At 67.4% G+C, this 13,871-nt stretch carries 15 protein-coding genes; 4 read left to right on the forward strand and 11 right to left on the reverse strand.

Annotated features, from left to right (window positions below; genetic code table 11):
* The 7 genes from DYI42_RS20585 to DYI42_RS20615 all read right to left on the reverse strand — a co-directional run.
* A partial coding sequence (locus DYI42_RS20585; protein ID WP_213548545.1) for an ATP-binding cassette domain-containing protein occupies positions 1-311 on the reverse strand: 311 nt, incomplete at its 3' end.
* Positions 304-1,995, reverse strand: a complete 1,692-nt coding sequence (locus DYI42_RS20590) for an ABC transporter permease (RefSeq protein ID WP_244868059.1) — start codon at positions 1,993-1,995, stop codon at positions 304-306. The genes DYI42_RS20590 and DYI42_RS20585, both read right to left, overlap by 8 nt.
* Positions 1,996-2,059: 64 nt before the next feature.
* Positions 2,060-3,283, reverse strand: a complete 1,224-nt coding sequence (locus DYI42_RS20595; RefSeq protein WP_213548546.1) for an ABC transporter substrate-binding protein — start codon at positions 3,281-3,283, stop codon at positions 2,060-2,062.
* On the reverse strand, positions 3,280-3,900 hold the full coding sequence (locus DYI42_RS20600; RefSeq protein ID WP_213548547.1) for a CDP-alcohol phosphatidyltransferase family protein: 621 nt from the start codon (positions 3,898-3,900) through the stop codon (positions 3,280-3,282). The genes DYI42_RS20595 and DYI42_RS20600 overlap by 4 nt, the downstream gene beginning before the upstream one ends.
* Before the next feature lie 108 nt (positions 3,901-4,008).
* On the reverse strand, positions 4,009-4,914 hold the full coding sequence (locus tag DYI42_RS20605) for a TPM domain-containing protein (RefSeq protein ID WP_213548549.1): 906 nt from the start codon (positions 4,912-4,914) through the stop codon (positions 4,009-4,011).
* Between the two features lie 42 nt (positions 4,915-4,956).
* The gene (locus tag DYI42_RS20610) at positions 4,957-5,307 is read right to left on the reverse strand and encodes an MmcQ/YjbR family DNA-binding protein (RefSeq protein WP_213548551.1); all 351 of its coding nucleotides are present in this window, start codon (positions 5,305-5,307) and stop codon (positions 4,957-4,959) included.
* A 74-nt stretch (positions 5,308-5,381) separates the two neighbouring features.
* The gene (locus tag DYI42_RS20615) at positions 5,382-6,206 is read right to left on the reverse strand and encodes an isocitrate lyase/PEP mutase family protein (RefSeq protein WP_213548553.1); all 825 of its coding nucleotides are present in this window, start codon (positions 6,204-6,206) and stop codon (positions 5,382-5,384) included.
* A gap of 209 nt (positions 6,207-6,415) precedes the next feature.
* Between DYI42_RS20615 and cysS the strand changes: the two genes are divergently transcribed.
* The 4 genes from cysS to DYI42_RS20635 all read left to right on the forward strand — a co-directional run bounded on the left by cysS (position 6,416) and on the right by DYI42_RS20635 (position 11,132).
* Positions 6,416-7,813 carry a cysteine--tRNA ligase gene (gene cysS, locus DYI42_RS20620; RefSeq protein WP_213548555.1) on the forward strand — a complete coding sequence of 466 codons (1,398 nt, stop codon included), beginning with the start codon at positions 6,416-6,418 and terminating at the stop codon, positions 7,811-7,813.
* Positions 7,814-8,014: 201 nt separating this feature from the next.
* Positions 8,015-9,646, forward strand: coding sequence for a citramalate synthase (gene cimA / locus DYI42_RS20625; RefSeq protein ID WP_213548557.1), 1,632 nt, complete (start codon positions 8,015-8,017; stop codon positions 9,644-9,646).
* Positions 9,643-10,359, forward strand: coding sequence for a class I SAM-dependent methyltransferase (locus DYI42_RS20630; protein WP_213548559.1), 717 nt, complete (start codon positions 9,643-9,645; stop codon positions 10,357-10,359). Before cimA ends, DYI42_RS20630 begins: the two co-directional genes overlap by 4 nt.
* Positions 10,356-11,132, forward strand: coding sequence for a squalene/phytoene synthase family protein (locus DYI42_RS20635; protein WP_213548561.1), 777 nt, complete (start codon positions 10,356-10,358; stop codon positions 11,130-11,132). Before DYI42_RS20630 ends, DYI42_RS20635 begins: the two co-directional genes overlap by 4 nt.
* A gap of 34 nt (positions 11,133-11,166) precedes the next feature.
* On the opposite strand, the gene grxD is transcribed toward DYI42_RS20635, so the two are convergent.
* The 4 genes from grxD to serS form a co-directional block, all read right to left on the reverse strand.
* Positions 11,167-11,526 carry a Grx4 family monothiol glutaredoxin gene (grxD, locus tag DYI42_RS20640; protein WP_213548563.1) on the reverse strand — a complete coding sequence of 120 codons (360 nt, stop codon included), beginning with the start codon at positions 11,524-11,526 and terminating at the stop codon, positions 11,167-11,169.
* A 406-nt stretch (positions 11,527-11,932) separates the two neighbouring features.
* Positions 11,933-12,130 (reverse strand): hypothetical protein, encoded by a 198-nt coding sequence (locus DYI42_RS20645; protein ID WP_213548565.1) that lies wholly within the window; start codon positions 12,128-12,130, stop codon positions 11,933-11,935.
* A 6-nt stretch (positions 12,131-12,136) separates the two neighbouring features.
* Entirely contained in the window at positions 12,137-12,370 is a 234-nt protein-coding gene (locus tag DYI42_RS20650; protein WP_213548567.1) for a BolA/IbaG family iron-sulfur metabolism protein, read from the reverse strand.
* A gap of 60 nt (positions 12,371-12,430) precedes the next feature.
* On the reverse strand, positions 12,431-13,723 hold the full coding sequence (gene serS, locus DYI42_RS20655; RefSeq protein ID WP_213548569.1) for a serine--tRNA ligase: 1,293 nt from the start codon (positions 13,721-13,723) through the stop codon (positions 12,431-12,433).
* Between the last annotated feature and the right edge of the window lie 148 nt (positions 13,724-13,871).

The raw sequence follows: 13,871 nt of genomic DNA on the forward strand, positions 1-13,871 counted from the left end.
GGCAGGGCGAAGGCGAGGTTGCCGGCCACCGAAAGGTGGGGGAAGAGCAGGCTTTCCTGGAACAGGATCCCGAGGCGGCGGCGCTCGGGTGGCAGGCTGGTGAGTGCGGTGCCGTCGAGCTGCGCGATTCCGGCGGCGGTGAGGGGGGCGGCAAGGGTGCCGGTGAGCGCCGCCAGCAGGGCGGATTTGCCAACGCCGGACGGGCCCATGAGGGTGAGCACCTCGCCGGGCGCGATGCGGGCGGTGAGGCCGAGGAGGCAGGTGCCATTGAGGAGCACCTCCAGCTTGTCGAGTGTGAGGCCGTTATCCACCGCGCATCCCTTTCCGGTTGGCGAACAGGAGGCGCGGGAGGGCCAGCGCGAGGGCGAAGGGCAGCAGGGCGGCAGCGGTTTGCGCCAGGGCGTAGGCGCCGATGGCGCGCCGGTCGCCGCCGGAGGTGAGCGCGACGGCCTCGGTGGTGAGGGTCGTCACCCGCCCGCCGCCGAGCAGGAGCGTGGGCAGATATTGCCCGACCGAGACGGCGAAGCCCACGGCGAAGGCGGTGAGGAGCGGGGCCAGCAGCAGCGGCAGGCGCAGGCGCCAGAACCGGCGGTTCGGCGCCGCGCCCAGGCTGGCGGCGGCGGTGAAATAGCGGCTGTCGACGGCGTGGAAAGGGCCGGAGAGGGCGATGAGTGTATAGGGAATCACGAAGGTGAGGTGAGAGAGCAGCACCGGCCAGAGGCCCTCGCGCAGGCCCAGCGTGAGCATCAGGATCTGCAGGCCGGGGAGGAAGGCGATTTGGGGGATCAGCAGCGGCAGGTAGAGGATGAGGCGGCCGCCCGCGCCCATGCGGAAGCCGTGGCGCGCCTCGGCTTCGAGACAGCCGGTGACCAGGGCCAGGGCGAAGAGCGCGGCAAGGCCCGCGATGAGCAGGGTGGTCAGGGCGACGGGGGCCAGCATGGGGCCGTGGCGTGCCCATGTGCGCAGGCTCAGGTCATCGGGCAGGGCGTCGGGGAAGCCCCAGTAGCCCGCGACGGACCAGAGCACCTGGGAGGCGAGGCCCGCCAGCACCGAGAGCGCGACGGCGAGGCCGAGGGCGAGGCCGAGGGCGCGCAGGGCGGTGTTCAGCCCGTGCAGGCGGCGGCCCGACATGGCGAGTGCGGTGCCCGCGCGGGCGGTGAGCGCTTCCAGCCCGCGCCAGCCCGCGAGCGCGGCCAGCACCAGCGCAAGCTGCCAGAGCGCGCCTGCGGCTGCGACCCCGCGCAGGGTGAGGTCCGGGTCGGCCATCCAGCGGGTGATCTGCACCGAGAGCGTGGGCGGCGTGTTGGGGCCGAGGATCATCGCCACGTCGACGACCGACATGGAATAGGCCAGCACCACGTAGACCGGCAGGCGGATCTGGGCGTAAAGCGCCGGGAAGGCGGTGAGCAACCAGCCGACGGCGCGGGCGTAGCCAAGGGTGGTGGCCACGCGGGCGTGTGCCTCGGAGCGGGTCTGGCTGCGGGCGGCGAGGAGCATCAGCAGCAGGAAGGGCACCTCCTTTGCGGTCAGCCCGGCGATGAGCGCAAGTCCGGCGCTATCCTGCACGATGAGCAGGTCGGGCGGAGTGCTCCAGCCGGTGAGCCAGGGCGAGAGCGCGCGGGCGAGCCAGCCGGAGGGTGCGATGAGTAAGGCGAGGCCGAAGGCCGCCGCAGCATGGGGCACCGAGAGCAGCGGCGAGAGCAGGCGATGCAGCAGCGCGAAGGCCCGGGTGCCGTGCCAGCCTGCGGCAATCAGGGCGGTGATGGCGAGCGAGAGGGCGGTGGCGGCGAAGCCGGTGGAGAGCGAGAGGCGGGTGGCCGGGCCGATGCCGGGCCAGTCGGCCAGCCGCATGAAGGGGGCTTCGCCCGTGCCCATGTAGCCGAGCGCGGGCGCGAGCGTGAAGAACAGCCCCAGCCCCACGGGGAGGGTCAGCAGCGCGACGGTGAGCGCGGGCAGGGTGGCGCGGGGCAGTGGCATCGGCGCGGGGCGGCTCATCGGGGCCTTCGGCCGCTCTTCGCAGCTGCGATGAGGACCGAAGGGGCCGAAGAGCGGCTCGGTTTCACTCTTTCACGCCGTGCCTGGCGATCCAGTCCTCGGTGAGGCGCGTCATCCAGGAGGGGTGTGGCTCTGGCAGGGCCTTGCCGAGTTCGGCGGGGGAGAGGGTGGCCACGCCGAGATCGAGCGCCTCGAAGGCGGCGCGGTCGTCTTCGGAGAGCTTGTCCATCGAGAGCACGGTGCCATAGCCCAGCACCTCCGGATCTTGTGCCCGCACCTGTGCCTCGGGCGACATCAGGAAGTTGGCCACGACCATCGCGCCCGACTTCACCGAGGAGTTGTAGGGGATCGCCACGAAGCTGGCATTGCCGATGGTGCCGCCCTCGAGCACATAGGTGCGCGCCGTGGGCGGCAGCTCGTTGTTGGCGATCGCGGTGGAGGCCTCGCCGGGGGAGAAGGAAATCGCCAGATCGACCTCGCCGTCGGCGATGAGTTGCAGCTGGCGCGGGCCGGTCTGCGGGTAGGCGCGGCCCTGGCGCCAGAGGTTGGGGGTGAGCGCGTCGATGAAGGCCCAGAGGTCTGAGGTGACAGCATCGTAATCGGCCGCTTCGACGGGCTTGGCCAGCGCCGGGTTGTCGCCGCTCAGGTCGATCAGCGCCTGTTTCAGGAAGGTCGAGCCGAGGAAGTCGGGCGGCTGCGGGAAGGTGAAGCGGCCCGGGTTGGCTGCGGCCCAGTCTAGCAGCGCGGGCATCGACCTGGGCGGCTCGGGCAGGCGGGCCTCGTCGTAGATGAAGACCACCTGCGCCATGGCCCAGGGGGCCTCGTAGCCTTCGACGGGCAGGGTGAAGTCCGTCTGCACGTCCTTGTTTTCAACATCCACATACTGCCAGTTCGGCAGGCTCTCGGCGAAGGGGCCGAAGAGCAGATCCTGGCCTTTCATCGAGGCGAAATTGGGGCCATTGATCCAGATGAGATCCACCGCGCCCTCTGTGTCTTGCCCGGCCTGCTGCTCGGACAGCACGCGGGAGACGGCATCGGCGGTGTCCGAGAGCTTCACATGCTCCAGTGTCACGCCATACTCCTCCTTCACCCGGTCCCCGACCCAGGCGATGAAGGCATTGGTGGTGGTGGAGCCGCCCCAGGCGTTCCAATAGACGGTCTGGCCCTCGGCGGCGTCCAGAACGGCCTGCCATTCGCCCGGCGCGAGCCCGTCGGAGAGGCTTTCCGGGTCCGGCCCGGCGAGGGCGGGTGTGGCCAGCAGGGCAGTGAAGGCGAGGGCGTATTTCATGCGGTGTCTTTCCCTGAGAAGGTGTGGCGGGCGAGGAGCACCCGGCTGATGGCGGTAACGAGGCAGAGGCCGCCGAAGGCCCAGGCCAGCGGGTTGAACAGGTGCGGAAGGATGCAGAGGGCGCAGAAGAACAGGATGGTTTCGGTGCCTTCCAGCAGGCCGCCGGTGAAATAGAGCGTTTTGGCGCCGCGTGAGGTGGTTTGCATCTTGGCGCGTTCGGCCAGAACGGCGTAGCCGAGGAAGGTGGAGCCATTGATGTAGAAGCTGGAGAGCAGGAAGGCCCCGGCCGCGCCATTTGTCGCGGGGTCGGCCAGCACGAAGGCGAGCGGCACGGCGGCGTAGAAGGCGAAATCGGCGCAGATGTCGAGGTAGCCGCCGAAGTCGGTCTTTTGGGTGGCGCGGGCAACGGCGCCATCGAGCCCGTCGGCAATGCGGGAGGCGAGCAGGGGGATCAGCGCGAGGAAGGGCCAGCCCGCCCAGATCAGCACGGCAGCTGCGAGGCCCAGGGCGAGCCCGGCGAGCGTCACGTGATCGGCCTGCCAGCCTCGCGCGGCCAGCGCCGTGCCTGCCCGGTTGAGCGGCGGGTCGATCAGTTTGCGCGCGACGCCGTCGAGCATACGGTGGCCATCCCCATGGTTTCAGGGGGTTATGGCCCGCCCCCGGCCCTGCGACAACCGGCTGTAACAGCGCGTGACGTGTTTGTGAGGGCCGGTGCGCGCCCGGGTCTAGAACTTGCCCGAGGCCCCGCCGCCTTCGGATTTGCCGCCGCCGGTCTTGGCCCCGGAGGAGGATTTGCTCTTCTTCGAGATCGTGTAGCGCTCGGTGGAACTGTGGCCGCAGGCGCCGCAGGTGGTGATCTGCTCGCCCACCCCGGTGGAGGTTTCGGTGGAGTCCTGCACCGTGCGGCGCTTGATCTCGACCTGCCCCTTGGCACCGCAGGCCTCGCAGGTGCGGTTGGCCTTGGCCTGTTTCGACTTGAACACGACAAAGCCGATCAGCGCCACGATGGCCGCGCCGATGCCGCCCAGGATCGCGCCGCCATTGCCGCCGCCCTCGCTTGCGCCGTCGCCGCTGGCCGCCGCCGGTTCGCCGCCCGTGGCGGAGGCCGGGGTGGCATAGGGGGTGGCGATGCGGGCGATGACGGCCTGCGTGCCCTCTGTCACGCCGTCGCCGTAGCGATCCTCGCGGAAGGCGGGCAGCATCACCTCGTCGATAATGCGGGCGCTCTCCTTGCCGTAGTCGGCCTCCAGCCCGGTGCCCAGTTCGATCCGCACTTCACGGTCGGCGCGGGCGAGGAAGACGAGGATGCCATCGCCCTTTTCCTCGTCGCCCAGCCCCCATTCATTGAAAAGCCCGGTGGTAAAGGCCTCCAGCCCGTCAAACCCGCCATAGTCGGCTGTGGACATGACGGTGACGACGGCCAGCTCCACCCCGGTGTCGGTTTTCAGCTTGGCCACGGCCTCCGCCAGCTCTGTCTCCTGCGCGTCCGAGAGCACGCCGGCCTCATCGAGCACGTAGCTTGCGGGCAACTCCGGGTAGCTCTGGGCCATCGCGGCGGCGGGCAGGAGAAGAAGGGCCAGAACAGCCAGGAGGAAATGGGCGGGGCGGAAAACGCGGAGCTGAAAAGTCATGGCGCGGATTTGGCCATGATCCCCGGCGTCTGGCAAGAATTTTCAGGGCGTGAAGGGCGCGAGCGCGGCCTGGGCCTTCTTGGTCAGCCCGGCGCGGATGAGCGCGTAGCTGCTGCGCAGCCGCTCTTCCACCTCGGCGTCCTCGACCAGGCCCCAGGGCAGAAGCACCCAGCTGCGGTGGAAATAGGGCGCCTTGATGCCGTGTCCAGCCTCGATCACCAGCTGCGCCGTCTCCACGCTGTCGGTCTTTACGCTGACGCCCTGGCCCATCGCGCCGATGCAGGCAAACATCTTGCCGCCCACCTTCCAGGCGTCATGCCCGCCACCCCATGGGTCCGACACCTCGGCGCCGGGAAACGCCGCACAAATCGCATTCACCCCAGCTCTGTCCATCGCGCCCTCTTGTTCATTTTCTTGCTGAAAATACCTCTGCGGGGGTGTGGGGGTGCAAAACCCCCACTCCGTCCTCAGCCGCCGGGTGTGCCCTTGTCGATCAGCGCCTGCACCTGATCGCCGGAGATCGACTGCGCCAGTGGGGTGAAATCGCCCTCGTTCAGCATGGCCTCGGCGGCGTCGAAGATCACCCGATGGGTGGTGCGGGCGAGTGCTGCGCCGAGCGAGACCCGTGCCACGCCTGCGGCTGCGAAGTCCGAGAGGGTCGCGGCGGTGAAGGCCCCGGCGGCGAGCGCGTTCACTGGCTTCGAAGTGGCGGCGCAGACGCGCGCAAGGTCTTCCATCGTGGGCGGCAGAGGCACATAGAGGCCGTCGGCCCCGGCCTCGTCGAAGGCTGCCACGCGGGCCAATGCCTCTTCCATGTCATAGACCCCGTTCATCACCCCGTCGGCGCGGGCGACGAAGAAGAAGTCGCGCCCCACCGCGCGGGCGGCGGCGGCCCCGGCGCGCATCCGTTCGGTGGCGAGGTCAGCGGGGTAGGGTTTGGCATCAGGGTAGCTCATGTCTTCCACGCAGATGCCCGCCAGCCCGACCTCGGCGGCGAGGCGCACGGTTTCGGCCACGGTCTCCGGATCGTCGCCGAAGCCGTTCTCGAAGTCTCCCTGCACCGGCAGATCGGTGGCGGCCACGATTTCTTCGGCATGGGCCAGCGCGGCGTCGCGGGTGATCGCCCCCATGTCGCGGCTGCCCTGCACGAAGGCGAGCGCCGCCGAGGATGTCCCCAGCGCCTTGGCGCCCATGCCCGCGAGCATCCGGGCCGAGCCGACATCCCAGACGTTGGCGAGAATGAAGGGGTCGCCCGGCTTGTGCAGGGCGCGGTAGGTTTCGAACTTGTCCATCGGAGCCTCCGTTTTCAGGCAGGCTGGACCGGGGCGGGCTACGGCACAAGAGGCTTGGCAGGCGACGGGCGTGCTGCTACTGACATCTCATGACCCGCGCCGCGATCATCATTTGCTGCATTACCTGCTGACACACGTCACGCGGGCCCGGTCTCTTTTCTCATCCAGATGAAGTTGCTAAAGCCCGCGGGGAACCCCGAGGAACCGCCATGGACATCTATCTGCACAATACGAAAACCCGGAAGAAAGAGCTTCTGGAGCCGGTCGAGCCGGGGCGGGTGGGCATGTATGTCTGCGGGCCGACGGTCTATGACCGGGCGCATATCGGCAATGCCCGGCCCGTGATCGTGTTTGATGTGCTCTATCGGCTGCTGCGGCATGTCTATGGGGCAGAGAACGTGCACTATGTGCGCAATTTCACCGATGTGGATGACAAGATCATCGCGCGGGCCGAGGAGTCTGGCCGCGAGATCGGCCAGATCACCGAGGAGACGAGCCGCTGGTATCTGGAGGATATGGCCGCCGTGGGCGCGCTGGAGCCGACGGACATGCCGCGCGCGACCGAGTGGATCGGCGCGATGGTGGCGATGATCGAGGGGCTGATTTCGGGCGGCCATGCCTATGCGGCGGAGGGGCATGTGCTGTTCCGTGTGCGGTCCTATGAGGCTTACGGGGCGCTCTCGGGCCGCTCGGTGGACGACATGATCGCCGGGGCACGGGTGGAGGTGGCGCCCTACAAGGAAGACCCGATGGACTTCGTGCTCTGGAAGCCCGCGAAGGAAGGAGAGCCGGGGTGGGACTCGCCCTGGGGCAAGGGGCGGCCCGGCTGGCACATCGAGTGCTCGGCGATGGCGGATGCGCTTTTGGGCGAGAGCTTTGACATTCACGGCGGCGGGAATGACCTGATGTTTCCGCACCATGAGAACGAGATCGCGCAGTCGAAATGCGCCCACCCCGAGGGGGAATTTGCCCGGATCTGGATGCACAATGAGATGTTGCAGGTGGAGGGGAAGAAGATGTCCAAGTCCTTGGGCAACTTCTTCACCGTGCGGGATTTGCTGGATCAGGGCGTGCCGGGGGAGGTGATCCGGTTTGTGTTTCTCGGGACGCATTACCGGAAGCCGATGGATTGGACGGAGAAGAAGCGGCAGGAGGCTGAGGCGACGCTCAGGAAGTGGCGCAAGCTTACCGACGGAGTTTTACCCGGAAGAGCCGATACCATCGTCAGTGCGCCTCTATATGACGATTTGAACACCTCCGATACGATTCAGCGGTTACGTGCGATGGCACGAGCAATTGAGATCGAAAAGGTCACTCCAGAAGGACCGGTCTCAGTGGAAGATTTTCTTGCGACAGCAAACCTACTTGGATTGCTCACACCCGAAACTTCCGGTTGGGACAAACTTCCGGAGGTCAACCTCGTTAAATATGCCGATAAGCTTAAGAAATTGCGTGAGGAGGCCATGGAGAGCAAGGATTTCTCAGCCGTCGATGCGCTGAAAGCTGCGCTGATCGAGGCCGGAGTGGAGGTGAAGATGAGCAAGCAAGGTGTTGATCTTGAGCCGAAGCCCGGGTTCGACGCAGCCAAGCTGGAGGGGCTGGCATGACCTGTGAAATGCAGAGCGAGGCCAGCGCCCGGCCCGCGCGGGGCGGGGTTGAGCAGCGCGCGGCATTGCCGCTTCAAACACCGTCACTGTTGAGCCTGACGTCAATGAAGCGCCCGCCCCGTGGGGGGGCGGGACGGGCGCTGGCCGCCGGTGGCGGCCGGGTGCTCCGTGCGAGCGGGGTTACATGTTCGGAGGTCAGGCATGCCTGAGCGGCTGTATCTTTATGACACCACGCTCCGCGACGGGCAGCAGACGCAGGGGGTGCAGTTCTCTCTGGAGGAAAAGCAGGAGATCGCGGCGCTTCTGGATGGGCTCGGGGTCGATCATATCGAGGGCGGGTGGCCGGGGGCGAATCCGACCGACAGTGCGTTTTTCGAGGCGAAACCGCAGCTCAGGGCCACCTTCACGGCCTTTGGGATGACCAAGCGGGCCGGGCGGTCGGCGGAGAATGACGAGGTTTTGGCTTCGGTGCTCAACGCGGGCACGCCTTCGGTTTGCCTTGTGGGCAAGACCCATGATTTCCACGTCACCGATGCGCTGGAGATTTCGCTTGAGGAGAACGTGGAGAACATCCGTGCTTCGGTGGCCCATCTGGTCGCGCAGGGGCGCGAGGCGCTTTTTGATGCCGAGCATTTCTTCGACGGCTACAAGGCCAACCCCGGCTATGCGCTGGAGTGCCTGAAAGCCGCGCTCGAGGCCGGCGCGCGCTGGGTGGTGCTGTGCGACACCAACGGGGGCACGCTCCCGGGAGAGATCTACGAGATCGTGAAGGCGGTGATCGACGGCGGGATACCGGGCGACCATCTGGGCATCCACACCCATAACGACACGGGCAATGCGGTGGCGGGCAGCCTTGCGGCGGTGGATGCGGGGGCGCGGCAGATTCAGGGCACGTTGAACGGGCTCGGCGAGCGCTGCGGCAATGCGAGCCTGACGACGCTGATCCCGATCCTGCTGCTGAAGGCGCCTTACCGGAGCCTCTACCAGACAGGCGTGAGTGCCGAGAGCCTTGCGCGGATGACGCTGATTTCGCGCAAGCTGGATGACATCCTGAACCGGGTGCCGATGCGGGCCGCGCCCTTTGTCGGCGCCTCGGCCTTTGCGCATAAGGCGGGGCTGCACGCCTCTGCGATCCTGAAGAACCCGGCGACCTATGAGCACATCGAGCCGGAGCTGGTGGGCAATGCGCGGGTGATCCCGATGAGCAACCAGGCGGGCACCTCGAACCTCAAGCGGCGGCTGGGCGAGGCCGGGCTGGAGGCGGAGAAGGCGCAGCTGGCGGCGATCCTGAACACCATCAAGGAGCGGGAAAGCCAGGGCTTTTCCTATGACACGGCGCAGGCGAGCTTTGAAATCCTCGCGCGCCGCGAGCTGGGGCTCTTGCCCGAGTTCTTCGACGTGGAACGCTACCGCGTGATCTCGGAGCGCCGCCGCAATGCCAAGGGGCAGATCGTGGTGGAGAGCGAGGCGGTGGTGGCGGTGAGCCTGCCGGGCGGCGGGCTGACGACCAACTACTTCAAGAACGAGCATCCCGAGGAGTTGCAGGATGCCGGGCCGGTGCATGCGCTGTGGAACGCGCTGATCGCCGACCTCGGCCCCTATGCCGGGCGGCTGGAGGGGATGCGGCTGGTGGACTTCAAGGTGCGCATCACCAACGGCGGCACCGAGGCGGTGACGCGGGTGATCATCGACAGCGAGGACGACGCCGGGCGGCGCTGGAGCACGGTGGGCGTGAGCGCCAACATCGTGGATGCGAGCTTTGGCGCGCTGATCGACGCGGTGACCTGGAAGCTGGTGCAGACAGGGGCGGAGCTGCGGAAGGTGGGCGAGTGAGCGCCTTCATCGACCTCTTTGCAAGCGTGCCACGGCAGGGGCCGGGGCTGGCGAAGGATGTGGCCTGGGCGGTGGCACAGGCCGGGGCCGAGGGCGCGCGCGCAGTGTGCGATGCGGGCTGCGGCAATGGCGGCGACACCGAGGCGCTGCTGGCGGTGATGCCAAGGGCGCAGGTGGTGGCCTGTGACAAGGACGCGGGGCTGCTGAAGGCCGCCGAGGCACGTCTGGCAGGCGCGGCGCGTGTGCGGGTGGGCGAGGGAGACCTCGCCGCGCTGGAGGCGCTGTACGAAGCGCCGTTCGACTTTATCTGGTGCGCGGGGGCGATCTATTTTCTGGGCACGGTCAAGGGGTTGCGCGGCTTTCGTGAGGCACTTTCGCCGGGCGGCGTGGTGGCGTTTTCGGCGCCTGTCTATTTCAAGGCGCCGTCGCCCGAGGCGCGGGCTTTCTGGATGGATGTGCCGGTGCCGAGCGAGGCGGAGCTGCGCGCGGAGGTGGCCGAGGCGGGCTATGAGCTGATCGCCGACCGGCCGCTGACCAATGCGGCATGGGCGGCGCTTTATACCCCGTTGAAAGAGGAAATCGCCCGGCGGCGGGCGGCGGGCGCGAGCGCGGAGATGGAAAAGGTGATGGCGGCGATGGAGCAGGAAGCGGCGCTCTGGGGCCGGGTGAAGCGGGAGACCGGCTATCAGCTGGTCGTGGCGCGGCTGGCATGACGCTGCAAGCCTGCGCCGATCTGGTGGCCCGTTCCGGGCGCGAAACCTTTGCCGCGGTGATGGCTGCGCCAGTGGAGGCGCGTCGGATTCTCTTTCCTGTTCAGGCCTTTGCGTTGGAAGTGGCGCGCGCGCCATGGGCCAGTGAGGAGTCGATGATCGCGCAGATGCGGCTGCAATTCTGGCGCGATGTGCTGGAAGAGGCGGAGGCCGGGAAGGCGCGGGCGCATGAGGTGGCCGCGCCCCTGGCGGAAGCTGTGGCCGAGGGGGTGCCGGTGGCCCCGCTGATGGCCTGCGTGGAGGCGCGGGAGTGGGACATCGGGCGGGAGCCCTTTGCCGATGAGGCGGCCTTTTGGGCCTATCTGGATGCGACCGGCGGCGGGCTGGTCTGGGCGGCGGCTTCGGCGCTTGGCGCGCGGCCGGAGGCCGAAGCGGGCTTGCGCGGCTGGGGCCAGGGCGCGGCGCTCGCGCGGTATTTTCAGGCGGTGCCGGAGCTGGAAAGCAGGGGCCGCTATCCGCTGGTGGACGGGCGGCCCGAGGCCGTGAAAGCGCTGGCCGAACAGGGGCTTGCGGCGATGACGTCAGGTGCGGAGTGGCGCGGGAAACTGGCGGCGGCAGCCTCGGCCCCGATGCTGACGGGCGCGATGGCCCCGGTGCTCTTGCGAAAAGTCTTCAGCGCGCCAGGGCTGGTCGCGCAGGGCGCGCTGGGGATGAGCGAGTTTCGCCGCCGCTTCCGGCTCATGCGGATGGCGGCGACGCCGGAATGGCGGATGTAACTTCGGGCCGTAAGGTGCTGGCCTGAAATGATAATCAGGCGTTGGCTTCGCGGATCTTGTCGGCGGCGGCCTTGTCATAGGTAACGCCGTTCTGCTCCAGCAGCGTATCCAGCTCGCCCGAGAGAGTCATCTCGGTGATGATATCGCAGCCGCCCACGAACTCGCCCTTGACGTAGAGCTGGGGGATGGTCGGCCAGTCGGAGAAGTCCTTGATACCCTGACGGATCTCCTCGTCGGCCAGCACGTTCACATCCTTGAAGTCGACGCCCATGAAGTTGAGCACCCCCGCCACGCGGGAGGAAAACCCGCACTGCGGCATCTCCTTGGTACCCTTCATGTAGAGCACGACATCGTTGGCTTTGTTGGTTTCGGCGATCTGATCTTGTGCGGACATTTCTGTCTCCTTCAGCCTGCGCGGCCTTTCGGGCGGTGTGTTTCGGGCTACAGATAGAGCCGTTGCCACGGGATTTCCAGCCGGTTCAGTGGTTATCCCACGGGCGAAGGCGGCGGGCGCGCTCGGCCTTGGCGTCGGCCTCTTCGCGGGCTTTGGCGTTGCGGCGGTGGCGAGCGTCTTCCGCCTCGGCTTGTTGTGATGCTCGGGCGAGATGCGTGCTTTCGATGCGGTGAGTGTTGTTGTGTGGGTTAGGGGCCAGCATGTTGACCTTGCGGGCATCGGGGCGGTGGCTCGAAAGCGAGCGGCGGCCCTTGCGTGATTTCCAGATGATCTCGGCGACTGCGGCGATGACTACGATGGCGAAAACGATCGAGATGATAGGGGCGAGTTCGATGAAACTATCCCTTCATTTCAACTTGTTGCGCGTTCTGGAGCGGGCGGCGCCGTAGCTGGCGCGGCGTTTTTGGGCGGGTTCCGGCGGGGCTTCGGGTTCGTCCGGCTCGGGATCGGGGTTGATCTTGTATTTCTTGCGTGCGGAAAAGCTGGCACGCAGCACGGCGACCCCGACGAGGAACCCCACGAAGAGGATCAGGGCCGGGTCCATATCGGCCTAGGGTGCCCGTGTGGTGAGCGCCAGCGCGTGCAGCTCGCCCGCCGGGCCGTCCATCTTGCCCTTCAGCGCGGCATAGACGGCGCGTTGCTGTTGCACACGGTTCTGGCCGCGAAAGCTTTCATCCACCACCTCTGCGGCAAAGTGCTGGCCGTCATCGCCCTGAACGGTCACCTGCGCGTTCGGGAAGGCTTCGCGGATGAGGTTTTCGATGTCCTGCGCGTCGATGGCCATTTGGGCTCCTTCAATTGCTCCCCCAAGATGTAGGCCGCGGGCCTCAGGGGAGCAAGGGGATCAGGCGAGGGTGCCCTCGGGCGTGAGGGTGCCGAGGCCGCCGGTGTAGGGCAGGAGCGCGTCGGGCAGGGTGACAGAGCCGTCCGCCTGCTGGCCGTTCTCCAGCACCGCGATGAGCGCGCGGCCCACGGCGAGGCCGGAGCCGTTGAGGGTGTGGACGAACTCGGGCTTGCCGCCGCCCTCGGGGCGGAAACGGGCGTTCATCCGGCGGGCCTGGAAGGCGCCGCAGTTGGAGACGGAAGAGATTTCGCGGTAGGCGTTCTGGCCTGGCAGCCAGACCTCGATATCGTGGGTGCGCTGCGCCCCGAAGCCCGTGTCACCCGAGCAGAGCACCACGGTTCTGTACGGCAATTCAAGGGCTTCCAGCACGGCCTCGGCGCATTTGGTCATCCTTGCGTGCTCTTCTGCGCTGTGATCGGGGTGCACGATCGACACCATCTCGACCTTCTCGAACTGGTGCTGGCGCAGCATGCCTGCCGTGTCGCGCCCGGCGCTGCCCGCCTCGGAGCGGAAGCAGAGGGAGTGGGCGGTGTAGCGGCGGGGCAGGTAATCTTCGGCGATGATGCAATCGTTGACGATGTTGGTCAGCGTCACCTCGGAGGTGGGAATGAGCCACCAGCCTTCGCGGGTCTGGTAGCTGTCTTCGCCGAATTTTGGCAGCTGGTTGGTGCCATACATCATCTCTTCGCGCACCAGCACGGGGCCGTTCACCTCGGTGAGGCCGTGCTTGGTGGTGTGCAGATCGAGCATGAACTGGGCGAGCGCGCGGTGGATGCGGGCGATGCCGGCGGACATCAGCACGAAGCGGGAGCCTGCCAGCTTGGCGGCGGTTTCGAAATCCATCGCTTCCTTCGCGCCGGGGAGTTCGTAGTGCTCGACCGGCGTGAAGGAGAATTGCGGGCGGGTGCCCCAGCGGTGCAGCTCGACGTTGTCATTCTCGTCGGCGCCATCGGGGATGTCGTCCTGCAGGATGTTGGGCAGGCCGAGGAGCATGTCGCGCAGCTCTGCGTCCTTGGCCTTGGAGTCCTCCTCCAGCTTGGCGATTTCCGCTTTCTTTTCAGCGACGAGGGCGCGGAGCCGCTCGAACTCGGCATCATCGCCTGCAGCCTTGGCGGCGCCGACCTGCTTGGAGGCGGCGTTGCGCTCGGCGAGCGCGGCCTCGGCGGCGGTGATGGCGGCGCGGCGGGCCTCGTCGAGCGCGAGGATCGGGGCGGAGGCCGAAGAGATCCCGCGCCGCGCCATGGCGGCATCGAAGCCGGCGGGGTTGTCACGGATGGTGCGGATATCGTGCATCTCTCTGGTCCTTTTTTGCCGATGGGGGCCTAGCAGACCCACCGTGCAGAGGGGTTAACGCGGCAGGGATATGGCGGAAAGAGGGAAGTTGCACAATCCATGCGCTGGGGGGGGTGCATAAGGGGTGCATGTGCGATGGGCGCACGGG

Origin of the sequence: Vannielia litorea, assembly GCF_018424695.1 — a bacterium.
GTDB lineage: Bacteria > Pseudomonadota > Alphaproteobacteria > Rhodobacterales > Rhodobacteraceae > Vannielia > Vannielia litorea_A.

What these genes read in the sequence shown, in the direction of transcription:
- DYI42_RS20605 (WP_213548549.1), bottom strand. Translation starts at nt 4,914, where the DNA reads ATGACTTTTCAGCTCCGCGTTTTCCGCCCCGCCCATTTCCTCCTGGCT.
- DYI42_RS20645 (WP_213548565.1), bottom strand. Translation starts at nt 12,130, where the DNA reads ATGGACCCGGCCCTGATCCTCTTCGTGGGGTTCCTCGTCGGGGTCGCC.
- DYI42_RS20610 (WP_213548551.1), bottom strand. Translation starts at nt 5,307, where the DNA reads ATGGACAGAGCTGGGGTGAATGCGATTTGTGCGGCGTTTCCCGGCGCC.
- cimA (WP_213548557.1), top strand. Translation starts at nt 8,015, where the DNA reads ATGCCTGAGCGGCTGTATCTTTATGACACCACGCTCCGCGACGGGCAG.
- DYI42_RS20650 (WP_213548567.1), bottom strand. Translation starts at nt 12,370, where the DNA reads ATGGCCATCGACGCGCAGGACATCGAAAACCTCATCCGCGAAGCCTTC.
- grxD (WP_213548563.1), bottom strand. Translation starts at nt 11,526, where the DNA reads ATGTCCGCACAAGATCAGATCGCCGAAACCAACAAAGCCAACGATGTC.
- DYI42_RS20635 (WP_213548561.1), top strand. Translation starts at nt 10,356, where the DNA reads ATGACGCTGCAAGCCTGCGCCGATCTGGTGGCCCGTTCCGGGCGCGAA.
- DYI42_RS20600 (WP_213548547.1), bottom strand. Translation starts at nt 3,900, where the DNA reads ATGCTCGACGGCGTCGCGCGCAAACTGATCGACCCGCCGCTCAACCGG.
- DYI42_RS20595 (WP_213548546.1), bottom strand. Translation starts at nt 3,283, where the DNA reads ATGAAATACGCCCTCGCCTTCACTGCCCTGCTGGCCACACCCGCCCTC.
- DYI42_RS20615 (WP_213548553.1), bottom strand. Translation starts at nt 6,206, where the DNA reads ATGGACAAGTTCGAAACCTACCGCGCCCTGCACAAGCCGGGCGACCCC.
- cysS (WP_213548555.1), top strand. Translation starts at nt 6,416, where the DNA reads ATGGACATCTATCTGCACAATACGAAAACCCGGAAGAAAGAGCTTCTG.
- DYI42_RS20590 (WP_244868059.1), bottom strand. Translation starts at nt 1,995, where the DNA reads ATGAGCCGCCCCGCGCCGATGCCACTGCCCCGCGCCACCCTGCCCGCG.
- serS (WP_213548569.1), bottom strand. Translation starts at nt 13,723, where the DNA reads ATGCACGATATCCGCACCATCCGTGACAACCCCGCCGGCTTCGATGCC.